The organism is Pseudonocardia sp. MH-G8, assembly GCF_002262885.1.
Classification (GTDB): domain Bacteria; phylum Actinomycetota; class Actinomycetes; order Mycobacteriales; family Pseudonocardiaceae; genus Pseudonocardia.
Genome location: NZ_NKYF01000022.1, coordinates 40,999 through 61,811, shown reverse-complemented (window position 1 = coordinate 61,811; position 20,813 = coordinate 40,999). Strand labels below are relative to the sequence as shown.

Below are 20,813 nucleotides of genomic sequence, written 5' to 3'. Positions count from 1 at the left end.
GGGAACCCCCTGGAACATGGTGGTCCGTGTCGTGGTCGTCGATCGGCAGCCCCTGTTCCGGCGGCAGCTCGAGCAGTCGCTGCCCGCGGCAACCGAGGGGGGCGTGCGGGTGGTCGCCGGCACGGACCTCGCCGCGAACGCCGGGCTCCTGGTGCGGCGCCACCTGCCCGACGTGGCGCTCCTGGACCTCGAGCTGGCCGCACCCGGCGTCCTGGCCGCCCTCGCCGCGATGCGCCGCGTCCAGCCGCGGTTGCCCGTGCTGGTGCTCACCGGCTGCCGCGGCGAGCACCGGCGCCTCGTCGACGTGCTCGCGGCGGGCGCCAGCGGGGTGCTGCTCAAGACCCGGACGCCGGCCGATCTGGTCCCGTCCCTGCTGGCGGCGACCGGAACCCTCACACCGCCGGACCGGCCGGCCGGTCCGAGGTTGACGGAGGCCGAACAGCGCCTGTGGATGCTCATCGGGGGCGGGGGGAGCACCTCGGAGATCGCGCGGGCCATGCACGTCTCCGAGCGCACGGTCAAGCGGCTCACCGCGCGCCTGCTGCGCACCCTCGGGGTCGCCAACCGCACCGAGGCCGCGGCGCTCGCCGGACGCGCGGGCCTGCTCGACGGCAGCCCGCACCCCGAGGCGGCGATCCCGATGCCGCGCCCGGCCGCCGAGCCGTCGTTCCCGCATCCACCGACGGGAAAGGGTCACCGCTGAAAGGGGTCAGCGCTGACCGGGAGCGGCTACCCTGCGCCATGCCCACCTCGGCGCCGCGCGACCGCCGCGAGGAGCGCACCGCCACCAGCCGCGCCCGGATCCTCGACGCCGCGGTGGCCTGCCTCGTCGAGAGCGGCTACGCCGGCGCCACGACGTTGCGCATCCAGGCGCGGGCCGGGGTGTCGCGCGGCCGGTTGCTGCACCACTTCCCCTCCCGCGACCAGCTGCTCGTGGCCGCCTCCCGGCACCTGGCCGTCGAGCGGCTGCGACGCACCGCCGCCCGCGCCGACGAGCTGGAGCGCCTCTGCGGGACCGAGCGGCTCGACCGGGCGATCGAGCTGATGTGGGAGACCTTCTCCGAGCCGCACTTCTGGGCGGCCGTCGAGCTCTGGACCGCCGCCCGCACCCGTGACGAGCTGCGCGGCGCGCTGCTGCCCGAGGAGCGCGAGATCGGCACGGCCATCCGCGCCGGCATGGACCGCTTCTACGGCCCGGACCTCGTGGCGCACCCGGGGTATCCGCAGGTGCGGGACCTGCTGTTCACGAGCATGCGCGGCGTCGGCCTCGCCTACGCCCTTGAGCACCGCGACCCGCGCAGCGACCCCCACCTCCCCCTCTGGAAGCAGCTGGCCCGCACCCTCCTCGACGCCCCCTGACCGCGAAACCCCCACCTCGCGAGTCGCGGTCTCCAGGTGCCTGTGTCGCGCCGTCAGCTCGCCCGATGTCCCGACGACGGGACTGATCGCGTGATGGTGCGTCGAGGGTCACAGTGGTCTTAACTCGGCGGAAACCTTGCTGCCTGCGGCCACTTTGTATACATCTGATGCCTCGCCCCCGTTCCGAAGGACCGCCACGTGCCCCTCACCCTCCCGCACGCCGTGCGCCGCCGGGGCGCGATCGCGGCCGCCGGCGGAGTGCTCGCGATCGTCCTCGCCGGCTGCATCCCGGTGCAGCCCGTCGAACCCGCACCACCACGCGCGGACGTCCCGAGCGTCGAGTTCGACGGCCGCCCGGTCCGGGAGGGCGGTGACCTCGTCATGGCGCTGTCGTCCGAGCCCGACCGGCTCGACCCCACGACGTCGTCGTCGCTCTACACCCGCTACGTGATGAACACGATGTGCGAGAAGCTCTACGACATCGACGCCGCGGGCGAGCTCGTCCCGCAGCTGGCCACGGCCCTGCCGACGGTCTCCGCGGACGGCCTGACCGTGACGATCCCGGTCCGCACGGGCATCTCCTTCGCCGACGGCACGCCGTTCGACGCGGCCGCGGTGGCCACCACCCTCGAGCGCAACCTCACGATGGAGGGCTCCAAGCGCAAGGGGGAGCTGGGGCCGGTCAGCGGCATCGAGGTGGCGGACCCGACCACCGTGGTGGTGCGCTACGAGCAGCCGTTCGCCCCGCTGACAGCATCGCTGGCCGATCGCGCCGGCATGATCATGTCGCCTGCGGCCCTCGCCGAGCTGGGGGACGACTTCAGCAGCGCGCCGGTCTGCGTCGGGCCGTTCCGGTTCGCCGAGCGCGTGCCGCAGACGTCGATCAGCGTGGTGCGCGACCCGAACTACTACGACGCCGACCAGGTCCACCTCGACTCGATCACCTACCGGATCATGACGGACGCGAATATCCGGGCCGCCAACCTGCGCTCCGGCGACGTCCAGGTGGCCGACACGATCTCCCCGCAGGACGTCGACTCGCTACAGCTGGAGCGCGGGATCGGCGTCCTGCAGATCGGCTCGTTGGGCTACCAGGCCATCACGTTCAACCTCGGCAACGTCGCAGGCGTCGGCGAGCCGCCGCAGCCGATCGACACGCCGCTCGCGTCCGACCCCCGCGTGCGGCAGGCGTTCGCGCTCTCGGTGGACCGCACCACGCTGGTCAACGCGGTGTTCAACAACTGGCACGAGCCCGCGTGCTCGCCGATCTCGCCGGCCAGCCCGTTCTCGACCCCCGCGAGCGAGGCCTGCCCGCCCTACGACCCGGCGCGGGCGCGCGCGCTGCTCGCCGAGGCGGGGGTGCCGACGCCCTACCCGGTCACGATGCTGGTGAGCAACCAGCAGGATCAACTCCGGCTGGTCCAGGCGCTGCAGGCCAGCGTGCGGGCCGGCGGCTTCGAGATCACGATCCAGCCGATGGAGTACTCCACGCTGCTCGACACGCAGGACCGCGGCGACTTCGAGGTGCTGCAACTGGGCTGGTCGGGGCGCATCGACCCGCACGGCAACATGGCGAACTTCCTGTCCACCGGCTCGGCCGACAACGTCGCCGGTTACAGCAACCCCGACGTGGACCGGCTGCTGCGCGAGGCGACGCAGATCAACGACCAGCCCGCCCGCGCCGCGATCTACGGCCAGGTGGTGGAGGTCATCCAGCGCGAGCTGCCGATCCTCTACCTCTACCGGCAGCGCAACCTCACCGCGTACACCACAGACGTCGCGGGCATCGCGACCTACGCCGACGGCGTCGTGCGGCTCGGCAAGGCCGGCTTCCTCGCCGAGGAGACCGAGTGACCCGCTACCTGCTGACCCGCCTCGGCCAGGGCCTGATCACCCTCGTGCTGGCCTCGATCGTCGTGTTCCTCGGCGTGCGCGCCCTGCCCGGCGACCCGGCCCGCGCGCTCGCAGGCGAGGACGCCAGCCCGGAGGCGGTGGCCGCCCTGCGCGCGCAGCTGGGTCTCGACGAGCCGGTCGTCGTGCAGTACGCCCGGTTCCTGGGCAACGCGCTGTCCGGCGACCTGGGCGAGTCGGTGCGCACCGGCACCCCGGTCACCGAGCTGATCGCCACGACGCTGCCGGTCACGGCGTGGCTGTCGCTCTACGCGATCGTCATCGCCGTCGTCGCCGGGATGGCCGCCGGCGCGCTGGCCGCCGTCAACCAGGTCCGCTGGCCGGACCTCGCCGTGGGCGGGGTGTCGCTGCTGTCGCTGTCGGTGCCCAACTTCTGGCTCGGGCTGCTCGCGATCCTCTACCTCGCCGTCGGGTTCGGCTGGTTCCCCGCGTCGGGCTACGTGGCCGTCACCGAGGAGCCGCTGCGCGCGCTGTGGCACCTCACGCTGCCGGCGCTGATCCTCGGGACGGGCCTGGCCGCGATCGTGATGCGGCAGACGCGGGCATCCATGATCGACGCGCTGTCCGCCGACTACGTCCGCACGGCGCGCGCGAAGGGCTCCTCGCGCGGCACCGTGGTGATCCGCTACGCCATGCGCAACAGCCTGATCGTCGTGGTGACGATCGTCGGGCTGCAGCTGGGCGGGCTGATCTCCGGCGCCGTCGTCACGGAGCGGATCTTCGGCCTGCCCGGCTTCGGGAAGCTCACCCTCGACAGCGTCTTCAGCCGCGACTACCCGGTGATCCAGGGTGTCGTGCTGGTGGTGACGCTGGCCTACATCCTGATCAACCTCGCCGTCGACGTCCTGTACTCGGTGATCGATCCGCGGATCCGGGTCGGAGGGGGGAACACCTGATGGGTCTCTCGACGCCGGAAGTGGGCATCGACGACGAGCTGGGCAGCCGTCGCGGCCGGGTGCTGTCCGGCCTGCTGCACCACCGGCTCGGCGTGGTCGGCGGCGCGCTGCTGCTGATCGTGGTGCTCGCCGCGCTGCTCGCGCCGTGGATCGCGCCCTACCCGGCCGACGAGGTGCACTTCGAGACGCCGTTCCAGCTGCCGCGCACCGTCGGGTTCGCCCTGGGCACCGACGACCTCGGCCGCGACATCCTCTCCCGCATCCTCTACGGCACGCGGGCGTCGCTGCAGGTGGGCGTGCTGGCCGTGGCGCTGGCGATCGTGGTGGGCGCACCGCTGGGGCTGCTCGCGGGCTACTGGCGGTGGCTGGACGCGCTGGTCTCGCGGCTGACCGACCTGCTGCTCGCGTTCCCGTTCCTGATCGTCGCGGTCGGGCTCGCCGCCATCAACGGCGCCAGCCTGGCCAACGCCGCGATCGCGCTCGGCCTCGCGCAGGTGCCCACGATGATCCGCGTCGTGCGGGCGGAGACCCTGCGGCTCAAGGGCCACGAGTTCGTCCTCGCCGCGCGCACCATGGACGCGAGCGGCGTGCGCATCCTCGCCACGCACGTGCTGCCCAACGCGATGTCGTCGATCATCGTGCAGGCCACCGTGATCATGCCGGTCGCGGTGATCGGCGAGGCCCTGCTGTCGTTCCTCGGGCTCGGCATCCAGCCGCCGAGCCCCAGCCTGGGCATCATGCTGTCCGATGCCCAGCAGTACATCGTCCGCGCGCCGTACGCGGCGTTCTTCCCCGGCCTCGCGATCGTGATCATCTGCCTGGCCTTCAACCTGTTCGGCGACGCCCTGCGGGACGTGCTGAGCCCCGGCTCCCGCCGCAAGTGAAAGGACCCACGTGACCTTCGTCCCGCCCGCCGAGTTCACCACGCGCCCCACTCTGCAAGGCACGTTCGGCATGTCGGCCACCACGCACTGGCTGGCCACCGCCACCGCCCAGGCCGTGCTGGAGCGCGGCGGCAACGCCTTCGACGCCGCCACCGCGGCCGGGTTCGTCCTGCACGTCGTGGAGCCGCACCTCAACGGTCCGGGCGGGGACCTGACGGGGGTCTTCGCCACGTCGAGCGACCCGACCCCGCAGGTGCTCATGGGCCAGGGCCCGGCGCCCGCGGCCGCCACCATCGCGCACTACCGGGGCGAGGGCCTCGACCGCGTGCCGGGCGCAGGCGGGCTGGCCGCCGCGATCCCCGGCTCGTTCGACGCCTGGCTGCTCCTGCTCGACGAGCACGGGACGTGGGAGCTCGCCGACGTCCTCGACTTCGCCATCGGCTACGCCCGCGACGGGCACCCGCTCGTCGGCCGCGTCGGGACGACGATCGAGACGGTCGCGCAGCTGTTCACCGAGCACTGGCCGACGTCGGCCGCGCTGTGGATGCCGCAGGGCCGGGCGCCGCGCGAGGGCGAGGTCGTCCGCAACGCCGCGTACGCGCGCACGCTCGAGCGGCTGCTCGCGGCCGGTGCCGAGGCGAGCGACCGGAGCGGGCGGATCGCAGCGGCGCGGCGCGAGTGGAAGGAGGGCTTCGTCGCGCGGGAGGCCGCGGCCTTCCTGCGCACCCCGCACCGGCACTCCTCGGGCACCGACCACGCCGCCGTCATCACCGAGGCCGACTTCGCGGGCTTCTCCGCCTCGTTCGAGCCCGCCGTCACGCTCGAGTTCCGCGGCACGACGGTTGCCAAGACCGGCGCGTGGGGCCAGGGCCCGATGCTGCTGCAGACCCTCGCGATCCTCGACGGGCTGCCCGACGAGGCCATGGACCCGTCCACCGCCGAGGGCGCGCACCACGTCATCGAGGCGCTCAAGCTCGCCCTCGCCGACCGGGACGCCCACTACGGCGAGGACATCGCCGACGGAGTGCTGGACGAGCTGCTCTCCGCCGGGTACGCGGCGCAGCGCCGCGCGCTGATCGGCACCGAGGCCTCGCACGAGTTCCGGCCCGGGCGCGCGGGTGGGCGCGAGCCGTTCGTGCCGCCGCTCGACACCGACCCGGATGAGGCGACCGCGGCCGGGGTCGGCGAGCCGACCGTCGTGCTGTCCGGGGAGACCCGCGGCGACACCTGCCACGTCGACGTCGTGGACCGGTGGGGCAACGTCGTCGCCATCACGCCCTCGGGCGGCTGGCTGCAGTCCTCCCCGGCCATCCCGGAGCTCGGGTTCTGCCTCGGCTCGCGGCTGCAGATGACCTGGCTGACCGAGGGCACGCCCTCGTCGCTGAGGCCCGGTGTCCGGCCGCGCACGACGCTCACGCCGACGCTGCTGCTGCGCGACGGCCAGCCCGTCGCCGCGCTCGGCTCCCCGGGTGGCGACCAGCAGGACCAGTGGCAGCTGCTCTACCTGCTGCGCACGCTCGTGGGCGGCTACTCGCCCCAGCAGGCCATCGACGCCCCGGCCCTGCACACCACGTCGATGCCCGGCTCGTTCTGGCCACGCACCTGGACGCCCGGCGGCGCCGTGGTCGAGGACCGGCTGGGCGAGGACGTCATCGCCGAGCTGGAGCGGCGAGGGCACCGGATCACCCGCGGCGGGGACTGGAGCCTCGGACGCCTGTCCAGCGTCGGGCGCGACCCGGCCACCGGCGTGCTGAGCGCCGCGGCGAACCCGCGCGGCGCCCAGGGCTACGCGGCCGGCCGCTGAGACCTTCCTCGAGGAGATCCCGATGAGCACCACTCCATTGCTGCGGATCCGCGATCTGGAGGTCGCCTACGCCGGCAGCGGCGGGCTGCGGCCCGTCGTCCACGGCGTGGACCTCACCGTCCGGCGCGGGCACCGGGTCGCGGTCGTGGGCGAGTCGGGGTCCGGGAAGTCGACGAGCGCCGCCGCCGCGATCGGCCTGCTGCCCGGCACCGGGCGCGTCACCGGCGGGTCGATCGAGTTCGACGGCGAGGACGTCACGCACGCGGGCGAGCGGCGGTTGCGCCGGCTGCGCGGGCGCGAGATCGGGCTCGTCCCGCAGGACCCGATGTCCAACCTCAACCCGGTGGCCCGCGTCGGGCGCCAGATCGCCGAGACGCTCGTGACGCACCGGCTGGCGCGCGGGCGGGCGGCGCGGGAGCGGGCCGTCGAGCTCATGACCGAGGCCGGGATCCCGGACGCCGCGCGCCGCGCCCGCCAGTACCCGCACGAGTTCTCCGGCGGGATGCGCCAGCGCGTGCTCATCGCGATCGCGCTGGCCTGCGAGCCGCAGCTGCTCATCGCCGACGAGCCGACCTCGGCGCTGGACGTCACCGTGCAGCGGCAGATCCTCGACCACCTGGAGCGGCTCACCACCGCCCGCGGCACGTCGTTGCTGCTGATCACGCACGACCTCGGGCTCGCCGCCGAGCGCGCCGACGACGTGGTCGTGATGTGGCAGGGGCGGGTGGTCGAGACCGGCCCGGCCGCGCAGATCCTGCGCGACCCGCAGCACGAGTACACGAAGCGGCTCGTCGCGGCCGCCCCCTCGGTGGCCACCGGCCGCAGCCGGGCCGTCCCGGTGGCGCCGGTGGCCGACGCAGCACCCGCGCTCGAGGTCATCGACCTGGTCAAGACCTACAAGATCCGGGGGCAGCGGGAGCCGCTGCGGGCCGTCGGCGGCGTCTCGTTCACCGTGGCGGAGGGGACCACCACCGCGATCGTCGGCGAGTCCGGCTCCGGCAAGACCACCACGGCGCGGATGGTGCTGGGGCTGGAGCAGCCGACCGGGGGCAGCATCGCGATCGGCGGGCGGACCTTCGCCCGGGCCGACCGGAGCGGGCGCCGCGCCATCCGCCGCGACATGCAGCCCGTGTTCCAGGACCCCTACGGCTCGCTCGACCCGGTGCTGCCGGTCGAGCGGCTGATCGACGAGCCGCTGCGCGTGTTCGGGATCGGCGACGGCGGCTCCCGGCGCAAGCGGGTGGCCGAGCTGCTCGACCACGTCGCGCTCCCCCGCGCCGCCGCCCAGCGCCACCCCGTGGAGCTCTCCGGCGGGCAGCGCCAGCGCGTGGCGATCGCCCGGGCACTGGCGCTCGCACCGAAGCTGGTGATCTGCGACGAGGCGGTGTCCGCGCTCGACGTGCTGGTCCAGGACCAGATCCTGGAGCTGCTCACCCGGCTGCAGCGCGACCTCGGGCTGTCCTACCTGTTCATCGCGCACGACCTCGCGGTGGTGCGCCTGATCGCGCACGACGTGCTGGTGATGCAGGGCGGCCGGATCGTGGAGCACGGCGCCACGTCCGACGTCTTCGACCACCCGCAGGACGAGTACACCCGCGCGCTGCTCGACGCGATCCCCGGCGCCGCGATGACGGCGTGAGCGGGGCCGCGGGGCGGGTGCTGCGCGAGCTGCGCGGGGACATCCTGCGCGGCGCGCTGGCGCAGGGCACCCGGCTCACCGAGTCGAGCCTGTGCGGGCGCTACGACGTGTCCCGGGTACCGGTGCGGGAGGCCCTGCGCACGCTCGCCGCCGAGGGGTTCGTCGACATGCGGCCGGGTTCCGGGGCCACCGTCGCCACGATCTCCACCGACGACGCCGCCGACCTGTACGCGGTCCGCCGCACCATCGAGGAGATCACCGCGCGCCGCTGCGCCGCCCGGGTGCGCGCCGGCGAGGCGGACGACCTGGTCGCGCGCCTGGACGAGATCGTCACGGCCGGCCTCGCCGCCGTGCGCGCCGGCGAGCCCGCGGACCTGCCCGCCCTGAACACCCGCTTCCACCTGACGATGGCCCGCGAGAGCGGCAGCGCCAGCCTGCTCTCGCTGTTCCGGCAGGTCGCCGACCGCATCCAGTGGATCTATGCGGCGAACGTGGACGTGCAGGGCGAGCGGTCGTGGGCCGAACACCAGGGCATCCTGGAGGCCATCAGGTCGGGCGACGAGCCGACGGCGGCGGCACGCGCAGCGGCCCACATAGCGAACTCCCGCAGCGGGTTCCTCGAAACCCGACCCACCTGACGCACTCCGCACATCCAGCCTCCACCTCACACAAGGCGGGCGGTGTGCCAAGTGGCTGCTGGGTGTGCGAAGTGACGCTGGTCCATCATGGGCACCATGAGCGACCCGACCGATTCCGCGGCCGTCCCCAGCGGCACCGGCTGCCTCGAGTGCGACGCGGCCGGTGGCTGGTGGGTGCACCTGCGGCGGTGCGTCCGGTGCGGCCACGTCGGCTGCTGCGACAGCTCGCCCGCGCAGCACGCCACCGCCCACTTCCGCTCCACCGGCCACCCGGTCGTGCGCAGCTTCGAGCCCGGGGAGGGTTGGTTCTGGGACTACGGCACGGAGACCGCAGCCGAGGGTGTCGACCTCCCCGACCCCCAACACCGCCCGCTGGACCAACCGGTCCCCGGCCCGGCCGGCAGAGTCCCGAAGGACTGGCAAGCCCACATCCACTGAGCCAACCGCACATTGGAGGTGCACCGGAGGCGGGGGAAGATCTCCTCGTGGAACCTCTTCGCATTGGTGTTCTCGGTGCTGCCCGCATCTCCGTCGCCGCCATCGTCGGCGCCGCCCAGCTGACCGGCGCCCGGCTCGTCGCAGTCGCCGCCCGCGATCAGGCCCGCGCAGCGGCCTTCGCCGCCGAGCACGGTGTCGAGCGGGTGCACGCCTCCTACGCCGACGTCCTCGCCGACCCCGAGGTGGAGGCCGTCTACAACCCGCTCGCCAACGGGCTGCACGGCCCGTGGAACCTCGCGGCGCTGGCGGCCGGTAAGCACGTGCTCAGCGAGAAGCCGTCCGCGAGCAACGCCGGCGAGGCCCGCGAGGTGCGCGACGCCGCCGCGCGGTCGGGCCTGGTGTTCATGGAGGCCTTCCACTACCTCTACCACCCGGTCGCGCAGCGGATCCTGGACGTGGTCGGCTCGGGTGAGATCGGGGAGCTGCGCCACGTCGAGGTGCACATGGAGATCCCGCCGCCGCCGGACAGCGACCTGCGCTGGTCGTTCCCGCTCGCCGGCGGCGGGCTGATGGACGTGGGCTGCTACGGGCTGCACCTGCACCGGGCGTTGGGCCGCGTCGCCGGCGGCGAGCCGCGCGTCACCGGGGCCGCCGGACGCGAGAACCCGCGTCACCCCGGCGTGGACGAGTGGGTGCGGGCCGAGCTCGCGTTCCCCGGCGGCGCCACCGGCGTGGTGCACAGCTCGATGGCCGCGGACGAGGTCCGGATGACGGCGCGCCTCGTCGGCAGCCTCGGCGAGGTGAGCGCGGCGAACTTCGCCGTGCCGGGCCGTGACGACCGCATCCGGATCACGGTGGGCGGCTCCGAGCGCGAGGAGCGCCCGGGCCTGCGCCCGTCCTACGCCTACCAGCTCGAGGCGTTCACGGCCGCCATCCGCGACGGCGCCCCCGTCCCCACCGACGCCGACGACGCCGTGGCCACCGCGGAGCTGATCGACGGGTGCTACCGGGCCGCCGGCTTCGACCCGCGCCCACGATCCGCCCCGATCAGCTGAGGATGATCGCCGCGAGCCGCACACCAGAGCTGCCCACGCAGCAGTGGTGTGGGGCTCGCTCGACATGATCGCGCCGAGCCGCACACCACCGCGGCCAGCACGACGCTGACGTACTCCTCACACCGATCACCCGCGCTGATCACTCCCACCCGCACACCATCGCGCCCACGTCGACGATGGTGTGCGGCTCGGGCCGCCTGGCAGCCCCCTCGACCGGGTCTGCGACGGCGGGAGGAGGATCGGGTCGTGGTTTCCCGCACCGACCCGCTCGCCCAGCCCATCGCCGACGCCGTCACCGCCGCCGCCACCCGGCTCGACGGGATCGCCCTGCCCACACCGCTGCAGCGCAGCGAGCGGCTCTCGACCGCCGCCGGCGCTCAGGTGTGGCTGAAGCGCGAGGACCTGCAGGTCGGTCGCTCCTACAAGCTGCGCGGCGCCTACAACCTGCTCGCCCAGCTCGACGACGTCGAGCGGGCCGCGGGTGCGGTGTGCGCCAGCGCCGGCAACCACGGCCAGGGTGTGGCCTACGCCTGCCAACGGCTGGGCATCCGGGGCCGCGTGCACGTGCCGAGCACCACGCCGCGCCAGAAGCGGGAGCGGATCACCGCGCTCGGTGGTGACGCCGTGGAGCTGGTGGTGGGCGGCGACACCTACGACGAGGCCGCCGCCGCGGCAGCCGAGCACGCCGACCGGACCGGCGCCACCGTGGTCCCCGCGTTCGACGACGTGCGCACGATCGCGGGCCAGGGCACGGTCGCCGCGGAGATCGTGGCGCAGCTGGGCCGGGTGCCCGACGTCGTGGTGGTGCCGGTCGGCGGCGGTGGCCTGCTCGCCGGTGTGGGCGGTTACCTCGCCGCACGGCACCCGCAGGTCCGGCTCGTGGGCGTGGAACCGGCCGGCGCGGCGAGCATGACGGCGGCACTGTCCGCGGGCGGGCCGGTGGCCCTGCCCGAGCTCGACACGTTCGTCGACGGCGCCGCCGTCCGCCGCGTCGGCGATGTGAGCTTCCCGCTGGTGCGCGCCAGCGGCGCCGAGCTGACCACGGTGGCCGAGGGTCGCGTCTGCACCGAGATGCTGGACCTCTACCAGATCGACGGGATCATCGCCGAACCCGCGGGCGCGCTGGCCGCGGCGGCGCTCGACGAGCTGGATCTCGACCCGGGCGCCACGGTCGTCTGCCTGCTCTCGGGCGGCAACAACGACGTGAGCCGCTACGCCGAGGTGGTCGAGCGCTCGCTCGTGCACCGCGGGCTCAAGCACTACTTCCTCGTGGAGTTCCCGCAGGAGCCGGGCGCCCTGCGCCGCTTCCTCGACGAGGTCCTCGGCCCGGACGACGACATCGTGCTGTTCGAGTACATCAAGCGCGACAACCGCGAGACCGGCGCCGCGCTCGTCGGCCTCGAGCTGTCCGAGCGCGACGGCTACGAGTCGCTGTGGAAGCGGATGGAGGCGAGCCCGCTGAAGATCCAGCACGTCGCCCCCGGGACAACGGCCTACCGCTTCCTGGTGTGACGCGGCTCTACCCGGGCGAGCCCGCCGCGGGTCCGTGGCGCGCGGTTCCGGTCGAGGACGTGCTCGACCTGCTCGGCCGACCGCGCGTGCTCGCCGTCGACGGCCGCTCCGGCGGCGGCAAGACCACCGTTTCGCACCGCGTGGCGGCCGCGGTGCCCGGCGCGACCGTCCTGCACACCGACGACGTCGCCTGGTACGAGTCCTTCATCCACTGGGCCGAGTGGCAGGCGGCCGAGGACCCGTTCCAGACCGCGCAGCTCCCCCGGGAACGTGCCGGACTCGTCGTCTCCGGCGCGCCGCAGCTCCCGCACGACCCGCACCGCGAGCTGGTGGTCGCGCGGCCCTCGGCATGATGGAGGCGTGGCCCTCCCCTCGCGATCGCGTCGCCGCGCCCTGTTCGCCGTCCTCGTCGTCGCACTGATCGCGCTCGCGTGGGTGGTCAAGGAGGTCGTCGAGGGGCTGCTCGCCGACGGCGGCGCCGTCGACCTCGGGCTGCTGCAGCTGCGGCTCACCTACAACTCCGGCGTGGCGTTCAGCCTCGGCGCGGGGCTGCCGACCGGGGTGGTCGTCGCGGTCACGGGGGCGATCACCCTCGCGATCGCGGGCTACGCGTGGTTCACCGTCCCGACGGTGGCGACCGTCGGCGTGCTCGGACTCGCCGCGGTGGTGGCGGGTGCGGTGACGAACCTGGTCAACCGCGCGGTCGACGGGGCGGTCACGGACTACTTCCACACCGGCTGGTTCCCCACGTTCAACCTCCCGGACGCATTGCTCACGGTCGGAGTGGTGCTCGTACTGGCCGCCACGCTGCTGCCCGACGCCCGCACGGCGGATGCGCCGTCCACGCGGTGATCGCCCGGCGGGGCGGTGAGCCCGTGCAGGAGCAGTTCGGCGAGGCGCTCGTAGGCCACCGCGTCGTCCAGACCCGTTGACGCCGCGACCTGCCTCTGCTGGATGCGCACCATCGTCGCCGTGACGACGTCCGCGACGAAGCCGGTGTGCACGTCCCGGAACGCGCCCGCCGCGACCCCGTCGGCCACCAGCTGCTGGACGCGGGCCGCCGCGGCGCGGGTGTTGCGCTCGTAGACCTCAGCGGCCGGCGGGAAGCCCGCGACGTCGTCGAAGAACCGTGCGGACGCGGGGGCGAGCTCGGTGGCGACGGCCCGCAGGTAGGCGCCGACCCGTGCCGCGGGGTCGGTGCACGCGACGACCGCGGCCTCGACGCGTTCGGTCGCCCCGCGGAAGAAGTGCACCACGGCCGCGCGCACCAACTGCTCCTTGCTGCCCGCGAGCGCGTACAGCGTGCGCTTCGAGCAGTGCAGGCGGGCGGTGACGTCGTCGAGGGTGAGGTGGGCGAAGCCTTCGGCGAGCAGCAGCCGCACGAGTGCGTCGGAGAGCTGCTCTCTGCGGACCGCGCCACGCCGGACGGGGGTGGACACGCCAGCTACTCTAAACGGTACTGACGTTTCCGTACCAGTACCGATAGGACGTGCCATGCCCGTCGACCGGCTGCTGCCCACCACCGAGGCCGAGGATCTGCTCGCGCTCACCCGCGAGCTCGCCGACAAGGAACTCGCCCCGCGCGTGGAGGAGCACGAGCGGGCCGAGACCTACCCGGAAGGTCTGTTCGCCACGCTCGGCGCGGCCGGCCTGCTCGGCCTGCCCTACCCGGAGGAGCACGGCGGCGGCGCGCAGCCCTACGAGGTCTACCTGCAGGTCCTCGAGGAGCTGGCCGCGCGGTGGGCCGCCGTGGCCGTCGCGGTGAGCGTGCACGGGCTGTCCTGCTTCCCGGTCGCCACGTACGGCACGCCCGCGCAGCAGCAGCGCTGGCTGCCTCGCATGCTCGCGGGCGAGCTGGTGGGGGGCTACAGCCTGTCCGAGCCACAGGCGGGATCGGACGCGAGCGCGCTCACCTGCAAGGCCGAGCGCGTGGCGCAGGGCTACCGCATCACGGGCACCAAGGCCTGGATCACCCACGGCGGGCGCGCCGGCTTCTACGCCCTGTTCGCCCGGACGGCGCCGGGCGCCGGTGGCGTCTCCTGCTTCCTCGCGCCCGGCCATGCCGAGGGCCTGTCGTTCGGCAGGCCGGAGGAGAAGATGGGGCTGCACGCCGTCCCCACCACCACCGCGCACTGGGACGGCGCCGTGCTGGAGCCCGACCGGCTGATCGGCGCGGAGGGCCAGGGCCTGGCGATCGCGTTCTCCGCGCTCGACTCCGGGCGCCTCGGTATCGCGGCCGTCGCCACCGGCATCGCCCAGGCCGCCCTCGACACCGCCACGGCCTACGCGAACGAGCGCACCGCGTTCGGCCGCAGGATCATCGACCACCAGGGCCTGGGCTTCCTGCTCGCGGACATGGCCGCCGCGGTCGGCTCCGCCCGGGCCACCTACCTCGACGCCGCCCGCCGCCGCGACGCCGGTCGCGACTACGGGCGGGCGGCGAGCGTGGCGAAGCTGGTGGCCACGGACGCGGCGATGCAGGTGACCACCGACGCGGTGCAGGTGCTCGGCGGCTACGGCTACACGCGCGACTTCCCGGTGGAGCGCTACATGCGCGAAGCCAAGATCACGCAGATCTTCGAGGGCACCAACCAGATCCAGCGCCTGGTGATCGCCCGCTCACTGGTGTCCCGCTGACGCGGCCGCCGGTACCGCGACCGCCCGCAGCGCCGCGGCCACGTCCTGACCCGACGGCGCCTGCTCGGCGTCGACGAGCCACTGCAGCACGAGGCCGTTGACCAGAGCGAGGCCGAGCGAACCGACCGTGCGGGCCGACTCCTCGTCGACCTCGTCCTCCTCCACCTGCAGCAGCATGGCCGCGAACTCCCGCCTGCCGCGGGCATAGGTCTCGGCGAGCTGCCCGCGGACCAGGTCGGAGAACTCGATCTGGGCGACCCACTGCAGGCTCGCCGCCGCCAGGGGCCGACCCGAGCGCACGTTCTCGATGACGACGTCGAGGAACGCCGCCAGCCGGTCGACCGGCGAGCCGTCGCGGTGCTCGCCCAGCGCGTCCTCGATGTCGCCGTCCCAGTCGTCGAACGAGTCGAGGATCGCCGCGTCGAGCAGCGCGTTCTTCGAGCCGAAGTGGTAGCCGATGGACGCCAGGTTGGTGCCGGAGGCCGCCACGATGTCGCGCGCGGTCGTGTGCGCGTAGCCCTTCTCGAGGATGCAGCGCTTGGCCCCGGCGAGGAGCGCCTCACGATTGCCCATCGCCGCACCTTAGCGTACGGATGTCTTAAACATTGTCCTAGACGATCGTCCTTGACGCTCGTACCATTCCCGCTCGTGACCCGCACTGATTCCCGAGCCGGCCGCCGCGAGTGGACCGGCCTGGCCGTGCTCGCGCTCCCGGCCCTGCTGGCCTCCATGGACCTCTCCGTGCTGTTCATGGCTGCCCCCTGGCTCGCCGCCGACCTCGCGCCGACCGGCCCGCAACTGCTGTGGATCATGGATGCGTACGGCTTCCTGATGGCCGGCCTGCTGCTGACGATGGGCGCGCTCGGCGACCGCATCGGGCGGCGCAGGCTGCTCCTCATCGGGGCCGCGGCCTTCGGCGCCGCGTCCGTGCTCGCCGCCTACGCCCCCAGCGCCGAGATGCTCGTGCTCGCCCGGGCGCTGCTGGGGATCGGCGGTGCCACGCTGGCCCCGTCCACGCTGGCCCTGCTGCGCGGCATGTTCGCCGACGACGCGCAGCGCCGTGCCGCGATCGGCATCTGGACGGCGGCCTTCACCAGCGGCTTCGCCCTCGGTCCGATCGTCGGCGGGCTGCTGCTGGAGCGCTTCTGGTGGGGAGCACTCTTCCTGATCAACGTGCCGGTGATGGTGCTGCTGCTGGTGCTGGGCCCGCTCCTGCTGCCCGAGTCCCGCAACCCGCAGCCGGCCCGCTTCGATCCGGTCAGCGCGCTGCTGTCGATGGCCGCCGTGCTGCCGGTGGTCTACGGGGTGAAGGAGCTGGTGCACGCCGGCGCGGTGTCGTGGTCCGGGCTGCTCGCCCTCGTGTCCGGGCTGGCGTTCGGCGCGGTGTTCGTGCTCCGGCAGGCCCGGATGGCCGACCCGCTCATCGACGTCACCCTGTTCCGGAACAGCGCGTTCGGCGCGGCGTTCGGCGGCTACGTCGTCATGGTCGTGGGTAGCTCGGGGATGGGCTTCCTCGCGGTGCAGTACCTGCAGGTCGTACTCGGTATCCGCCCGTTCACGGCGGCGCTGTGGCAGCTACCCGCGATCGCCGGGACCGTGCTCGGGATCGGGCTGGTCACCGCGCTCGCCCGCTCCGTGCGGCCCGCCCTGCTCGCCGGCGCGGGCCTGCTCGCCGCCGCGATCGGCTTCCTGCTGGTGAGCCAGGTCGGCGTGGACAGCGCGCCGGCCGCGGTGATGGCCGGATACACGGTGGTCACGCTCGGCACCGGGATGGTCGCGCCGCTGGCGATCGACCTGATCGTGGGCACGGCGCCGCCGCACCGGGCGGGCTCGGTGGCCGGGCTGGGCGAGGCGGGCGCGGAGTTCGGCGGCGCGCTCGGGATCACCGTCCTGGGCAGCATCGCCGCGGCCGTCTACACCGGCCAGACCCGTGCCGCGCTCCCGGTGGGCCTCCCGCCCGCCGCCGCGGACGCCGCGGCCGAGACCCTCGGAGGCGCCGTCGCGGTGGCGGAGCAGCTGCCGGACACGCCGGCCGCCGCCCTCCTCGCCGTGGCCGAACGCGCCTTCACGGCCGGCTTCACCACCGCCGCCGCGGCCGGGGCGGCGCTGCTGGCGGTGGCCGCGGCGGTCGTGACCGCGCGGCTCTGGGACGTGCGCCCCGTCCCCGCTGCTCCCGCCCCGTGAGTGCGCGTCAGCGCAGGGGGCCCGTCACCGCCTCGGCGGCGGCGAGCAGCTCGCCCGAGGCCACCAGCTGCACGGCCTGTTCGATCTCGGGAGCGAGGTAGCGGTCCGGGCCGGGCCCGGCGACCGCGGCGCGCAGCCGGTCGCGGGCCGCGCCGGTGGCCGGGGCGGGGGCGAGCGGGGCGCGCAGGTCGATGGCGCGGGCGGCGGTGAGCAGCTCGATCGCCACCACGCGTGCCAGCCCGTCGACGGCGCGGCGCAGCTTGCGGGCCGCCGTCCACCCCATCGCGACGTGGTCCTCCTGCATCGCGCTGGACGGGATGGAGTCGACCGACGCGGGCACGGCGAGGCGCTTGAGCTCCGACACGATCCCCGCCTGCGTGTACTGGGCGATCATGTGACCGGAGTCGACGCCGGGATCGTCGGCCAGGAACGGCGGGAGGCCGTGGTTGCGGGCCACGTCGAGGAACCGGTCGGTGCGCCGTTCGCTGATCGAGGCCAGGTCCGCCACGGCGATCGCGAGGAAGTCCAGCACGTAGCCGATGGGGGCGCCGTGGAAGCTGCCGTTGCTCTCCACCCGCCCGTCGACGGTCACCACCGGGTTGTCGACGGCCGCGGCCAGCTCCCGGCCCGCCACCGTCTCGGCGTGGGCGAGGGTGTCACGGGCGGCCCCGTGCACCTGCGGTGCGCACCGCAGCGAGTACGCGTCCTGCACCCGTGTGCAGGCAGGCGTGCGGTGGCTGGCCATGATCCCCGAGTCGACGAGCAGCGCGCGCAGGTTGGCGGCGCTGTCGGCGAGCCCGGGGTGCGGGCGCAGCGCCTGCAGGTCCGGGGCGAACACCGCGTCCGTGCCCAGCAAGGCCTCCACGCTCATCGCGGCGGCGAGGTCGGCCGTGCGCAGCAACCGGCGCAGGTCCGCACACGCCAGCAGGAGCATGCCGAGCATCCCGCAGGTGCCGTTGATCAGCGCCAGCCCTTCCTTCTCCGCCAGCACGACCGGCGCGATACCCGCGGCCGCGAGCGCCTCCGCGGCCGGGCGCAGCACGCCGTCCGCATCGCGCACCTCGCCCTCCCCCATCGCCGCGAGCGCGCAGTGGGCCAGCGGTGCGAGGTCGCCCGAGCAACCCAGCGATCCGTACTCGCGCACGACCGGCGTGATGCCCGTCGACAGCATCTCGGCGTAGACGACGGCCGTCTCGGCCCGCACGCCCGTGCGGCCGGTGGCCAGCGTCGCCAGGCGCAGGACCATCAGGGCCCGGACGACCTCCCGCTCGACCTCGGGGCCGGAACCCGCCGCGTGCGAACGCACCAGGCTGCGTTGCAGCTGCGCGCGCCGCTCGAGCGGGATGTGGCGGGTGGCCAGTGCGCCGAAGCCGGTGGATACGCCGTAGTGCGGCTCGACGTCGTCGGCCAGCGCCTCCACGATCTTGCGACTCGCGGCGATCTCCGCCAGCGCCTCCGCCGACAAGGCGACGGGCGCGCCCTCCCGGGCGACGGCGACCACCTCCTGCGCGGAGAGCGGGCGGGTACCGACGACGACGGGAGCGAGTCCAGGCATCCGGCAATCTGACACCCTCAGTCCGGCCCGTCGCCAGCGTCCACCCGTGCAGAAGCCGCGGTCACGCTCCGCCACTTCGGACGAACGGCGCTCGACGGACGGTCCGGTACCTCCTCCGAGAGGCCGATGCGCGCGTGCAGACGCCGCAGGGGCGCAGGGGCCCACCAGTTGGCACGCCCCGCGAGCGCCATCACCGCCGGGACGAGCACGCCGCGGATCACCGTGGCGTCGACGAGCACGGCGAGCGCCATGCCGACGCCGAGCATCTGCAGGATCGTGACGCCGCTGGTCGCGTACACGGCGAACGACGCGGCGAGGATCAGGGCCGCGGCGCTGACCAGCGGTGCCGACCGCGCGATCCCCCGGGGCACGGAGCCGATGACGTCGCCCGTGCGGTCGTAGTCGGCCTTGATGCGGGCGAGCAGGAAGACCTCGTAGTCCATCGAGAGCCCGTAGCCGATGCAGAACATGAGGATCGGGATGCTCGGCTCGGTCAGGCCGGTGGGGGTGAAGCCGAGCAGCCCGGCCAGGCCGCCCTCCTGGAAGCCCCACACCAGCACGCCGAACATCACCGTGAGCGAGAGCAGGTTGAGCACCGATGCCTTCAGCGGCGCCACCACCGAACCCGTCATCAGGAACAGGACGACGAACGTGACCACCACGATCAGCCCGCCGACCAGCGGCAGTCGCTCCACGACGCCGTCGCGGTAGTCGGCGACGTCGGCCGGGTAGCCGCCGACGAGCACCGGCACCGGCGCAGGCAGGGCCCGCACCTGCGCGACCAGCCCCGGCGCGTCGGTGGCCAACCGCTCGCCGGTCGGCACCACCGACAGCCACGTCCCGCCGTCGGGGGCGAGGAACCGGCTCGACCCGGTGACACCGGTCCGGACGCCGTCGGTGAACGCACCGGCCGCGGAGTCGACCCGCAGCACACCGTCGATCCTCGACAGCGCGGACGCGTACTCCCCCACGTCCGCGGCGTGCGAAGCGACCACCTGGATCGCGTCGGCCTCCTCGGTGGCGAACTCCGCCCGGATCGTGTCGTACATCCCGCGCACCGGCTGCGAGGAGGGCAGCAGCCGGTCGTCGGGCGAGCCGAAGTCCACCGCGAGCGCCGGCGCGCCGAGCAGCAGCAGGACGAGCAGCCCCGCACCGCCGGCCGCCACCGGACGGCGCATCACACCCCGCGCGAGGCGGAACCAGAAGCCCTGCTCCCCCGGCGCAGGTTCGCGCCTGCGCAGCACACGGTGCCCGAGCAGGCGCAGCGCGGCGGGCAGGAGCACGAGCGCGGCGAACACCGCCGTGGCCACGACCGCCACGCCCGCATAGGCGAACGAGGCCAGGAACGGGAACGGGAACGCCAGCAACACGGCGAGCGACGCGGCCACGGTGACGCCGCTGAACACCACCGTGCGCCCCGCGTGCCGCACCGTGGCGCGCACGGCCGCGTCGACGGCGCGGCCCGCGACCAGCTCCTCCCGGAACCGGTAGATCACGAACAGGCCGTAGTCGACGCCGAGCCCGATGCCCATCACGAGCGCGACGTTCGCCGCGAACGTCGAGACCTCGGTGAACAGCGCGACGACGCGCAGGATCCCGAGCGCGGCCACCGCGGCGAACAGGCCCGCCACGAGCGTGACGAGCGCCGGCGCGATCCGGCGGTAGACGAGCCACAGCAGCAGCCCCACCAGCGGGATCACCACGATCTCCGCCCGGACGAAATCGGCGCGCGACTGCTGCGCGACCACCCGGAACACCTCGTCGGCGCCGCCGAGCTGCAGCGCCACCGCGTCCGTCGCCAGCGGGTCGATCACGTCGGCGGCGATCGCCGGTAGCAGTTCGGCGCGCACCCGGTCTGCGTCGCCGGGCACCCACGCGAGCACCAGCGCGTGGGTTCGGTCCTCGGAGGCCAGCGTGGCGGGCGCGTCCGGGCTCCAGTACGACCATGCGTCGCCCACGCCCGGGGAGGCGCCGAGCTGCCGGGTGAGGGCGGCGCCGACCGCGGCGACCTGCGGATCGTCGACGGTGCCGGCCCGCGGCGTGACCAGCACCACGACGTTGGCGCTGCCGGTGCCGAACCGCTCGGCGAGCTCGGCCCGGGCGGCGACGGACTCCGACCCGCTCGCCTCGTAGCGGTTGAGCGACAGCGCCTCGATCGCCCCGGCGGCGAGCACCGCGAACACGACGAAGGCGAGCCCGGACGCGGCGAGGACCCGCCGGGGAGCGCTGGTGACCAGACGGCCGAGCATGAACAGCCCTTCGCGACGAACACGAGCTAGCTCTCGTGTTCGTCCGAGATTA

General features: G+C 74.1%; 18 protein-coding genes and 1 pseudogene. 15 read left to right on the top strand and 4 right to left on the bottom strand.

Annotated features, from left to right (window positions below; translation table 11 throughout):
* The first annotated feature begins 16 nt into the window (after positions 1-16).
* The 13 genes from CFP66_RS33990 to CFP66_RS49445 all read left to right on the top strand — a co-directional run bounded on the left by CFP66_RS33990 (position 17) and on the right by CFP66_RS49445 (position 12,988).
* The gene (locus tag CFP66_RS33990) at positions 17-703 is read left to right on the top strand and encodes a response regulator transcription factor (RefSeq protein WP_094929435.1); all 687 of its coding nucleotides are present in this window, start codon (positions 17-19) and stop codon (positions 701-703) included.
* Positions 704-741: 38 nt separating this feature from the next.
* Complete coding sequence (locus CFP66_RS33985) at positions 742-1,359, top strand: TetR/AcrR family transcriptional regulator (protein ID WP_094929434.1); 618 nt, start codon at positions 742-744, stop codon at positions 1,357-1,359.
* A 198-nt stretch (positions 1,360-1,557) separates the two neighbouring features.
* On the top strand, positions 1,558-3,213 hold the full coding sequence (locus tag CFP66_RS33980) for an ABC transporter substrate-binding protein (RefSeq protein WP_233159942.1): 1,656 nt from the start codon (positions 1,558-1,560) through the stop codon (positions 3,211-3,213).
* A complete protein-coding gene (locus CFP66_RS33975; RefSeq protein ID WP_094929433.1) occupies positions 3,210-4,166 on the top strand; it encodes an ABC transporter permease in 957 nt (318 codons plus the stop codon). Before CFP66_RS33980 ends, CFP66_RS33975 begins: the two co-directional genes overlap by 4 nt.
* The gene (locus tag CFP66_RS33970) at positions 4,166-5,050 is read left to right on the top strand and encodes an ABC transporter permease (protein WP_094929432.1); all 885 of its coding nucleotides are present in this window, start codon (positions 4,166-4,168) and stop codon (positions 5,048-5,050) included. Before CFP66_RS33975 ends, CFP66_RS33970 begins: the two co-directional genes overlap by 1 nt.
* 70 nt (positions 5,051-5,120) lie before the next feature.
* Positions 5,121-6,854: a gamma-glutamyltransferase family protein gene (locus CFP66_RS33965; protein WP_198961851.1), complete on the top strand. Its 1,734-nt coding sequence runs from the start codon at positions 5,121-5,123 to the stop codon at positions 6,852-6,854.
* A gap of 22 nt (positions 6,855-6,876) precedes the next feature.
* Complete coding sequence (locus CFP66_RS33960; protein WP_094929430.1) at positions 6,877-8,493, top strand: ABC transporter ATP-binding protein; 1,617 nt, start codon at positions 6,877-6,879, stop codon at positions 8,491-8,493.
* Complete coding sequence (locus CFP66_RS33955) at positions 8,490-9,131, top strand: GntR family transcriptional regulator (RefSeq protein ID WP_094929429.1); 642 nt, start codon at positions 8,490-8,492, stop codon at positions 9,129-9,131. Before CFP66_RS33960 ends, CFP66_RS33955 begins: the two co-directional genes overlap by 4 nt.
* 96 nt (positions 9,132-9,227) lie before the next feature.
* Positions 9,228-9,569, top strand: coding sequence for a UBP-type zinc finger domain-containing protein (locus CFP66_RS33950; RefSeq protein ID WP_198961843.1), 342 nt, complete (start codon positions 9,228-9,230; stop codon positions 9,567-9,569).
* 47 nt (positions 9,570-9,616) lie between these two features.
* Entirely contained in the window at positions 9,617-10,624 is a 1,008-nt protein-coding gene (locus CFP66_RS33945) for a Gfo/Idh/MocA family protein (protein WP_094929427.1), read from the top strand.
* A 246-nt stretch (positions 10,625-10,870) separates the two neighbouring features.
* Positions 10,871-12,136, top strand: coding sequence for a threonine ammonia-lyase IlvA (ilvA, locus tag CFP66_RS33940; protein ID WP_094929426.1), 1,266 nt, complete (start codon positions 10,871-10,873; stop codon positions 12,134-12,136).
* Positions 12,133-12,489, top strand: a complete 357-nt coding sequence (locus tag CFP66_RS48130; RefSeq protein WP_094929425.1) for a hypothetical protein — start codon at positions 12,133-12,135, stop codon at positions 12,487-12,489. Before ilvA ends, CFP66_RS48130 begins: the two co-directional genes overlap by 4 nt.
* A gap of 7 nt (positions 12,490-12,496) precedes the next feature.
* A complete protein-coding gene (locus CFP66_RS49445) occupies positions 12,497-12,988 on the top strand; it encodes a signal peptidase II (RefSeq protein WP_094929424.1) in 492 nt (163 codons plus the stop codon).
* 416 nt (positions 12,989-13,404) lie between these two features.
* Here CFP66_RS49445 and CFP66_RS50475 read toward each other — a convergent pair.
* Positions 13,405-13,632, bottom strand: a pseudogene (locus CFP66_RS50475) (TetR/AcrR family transcriptional regulator); the annotation flags it as partial.
* Between CFP66_RS50475 and CFP66_RS33920 the strand changes: the two are divergent.
* Positions 13,631-14,773 carry an acyl-CoA dehydrogenase family protein gene (locus CFP66_RS33920; protein WP_094929422.1) on the top strand — a complete coding sequence of 381 codons (1,143 nt, stop codon included), beginning with the start codon at positions 13,631-13,633 and terminating at the stop codon, positions 14,771-14,773. The pseudogene CFP66_RS50475 and the gene CFP66_RS33920 overlap by 2 nt on opposite strands.
* Here CFP66_RS33920 and CFP66_RS33915 read toward each other — a convergent pair.
* Positions 14,756-15,346 (bottom strand): TetR/AcrR family transcriptional regulator, encoded by a 591-nt coding sequence (locus CFP66_RS33915; RefSeq protein WP_094929421.1) that lies wholly within the window; start codon positions 15,344-15,346, stop codon positions 14,756-14,758. The two genes, CFP66_RS33920 and CFP66_RS33915, sit on opposite strands and share 18 nt — an antisense overlap.
* A 75-nt stretch (positions 15,347-15,421) precedes the next feature.
* Here CFP66_RS33915 and CFP66_RS33910 point away from each other — a divergent pair, with 75 nt between their 5' ends.
* Entirely contained in the window at positions 15,422-16,957 is a 1,536-nt protein-coding gene (locus CFP66_RS33910; protein ID WP_094929420.1) for an MFS transporter, read from the top strand.
* Positions 16,958-16,964: 7 nt separating this feature from the next.
* Here CFP66_RS33910 and hutH read toward each other — a convergent pair whose 3' ends face one another.
* Both hutH and CFP66_RS33900 read right to left on the bottom strand, forming a co-directional pair.
* Positions 16,965-18,512, bottom strand: a complete 1,548-nt coding sequence (gene hutH, locus CFP66_RS33905; RefSeq protein WP_094929419.1) for a histidine ammonia-lyase — start codon at positions 18,510-18,512, stop codon at positions 16,965-16,967.
* Positions 18,513-18,529: 17 nt separating this feature from the next.
* Positions 18,530-20,761 (bottom strand): MMPL family transporter, encoded by a 2,232-nt coding sequence (locus tag CFP66_RS33900; protein WP_094929418.1) that lies wholly within the window; start codon positions 20,759-20,761, stop codon positions 18,530-18,532.
* Positions 20,762-20,813: the final 52 nt, after the last annotated feature.

What these genes read in the sequence shown, in the direction of transcription:
- CFP66_RS33990 (WP_094929435.1), top strand. Translation starts at nt 17, where the DNA reads ATGGTGGTCCGTGTCGTGGTCGTCGATCGGCAGCCCCTGTTCCGGCGG.
- CFP66_RS33985 (WP_094929434.1), top strand. Translation starts at nt 742, where the DNA reads ATGCCCACCTCGGCGCCGCGCGACCGCCGCGAGGAGCGCACCGCCACC.
- CFP66_RS33970 (WP_094929432.1), top strand. Translation starts at nt 4,166, where the DNA reads ATGGGTCTCTCGACGCCGGAAGTGGGCATCGACGACGAGCTGGGCAGC.
- CFP66_RS33965 (WP_198961851.1), top strand. Translation starts at nt 5,121, where the DNA reads ATGTCGGCCACCACGCACTGGCTGGCCACCGCCACCGCCCAGGCCGTG.
- CFP66_RS33960 (WP_094929430.1), top strand. Translation starts at nt 6,877, where the DNA reads ATGAGCACCACTCCATTGCTGCGGATCCGCGATCTGGAGGTCGCCTAC.
- CFP66_RS33950 (WP_198961843.1), top strand. Translation starts at nt 9,228, where the DNA reads ATGAGCGACCCGACCGATTCCGCGGCCGTCCCCAGCGGCACCGGCTGC.
- CFP66_RS33920 (WP_094929422.1), top strand. Translation starts at nt 13,631, where the DNA reads ATGCCCGTCGACCGGCTGCTGCCCACCACCGAGGCCGAGGATCTGCTC.
- CFP66_RS33915 (WP_094929421.1), bottom strand. Translation starts at nt 15,346, where the DNA reads ATGGGCAATCGTGAGGCGCTCCTCGCCGGGGCCAAGCGCTGCATCCTC.
- hutH (WP_094929419.1), bottom strand. Translation starts at nt 18,512, where the DNA reads ATGCCTGGACTCGCTCCCGTCGTCGTCGGTACCCGCCCGCTCTCCGCG.
- CFP66_RS33900 (WP_094929418.1), bottom strand. Translation starts at nt 20,761, where the DNA reads ATGCTCGGCCGTCTGGTCACCAGCGCTCCCCGGCGGGTCCTCGCCGCG.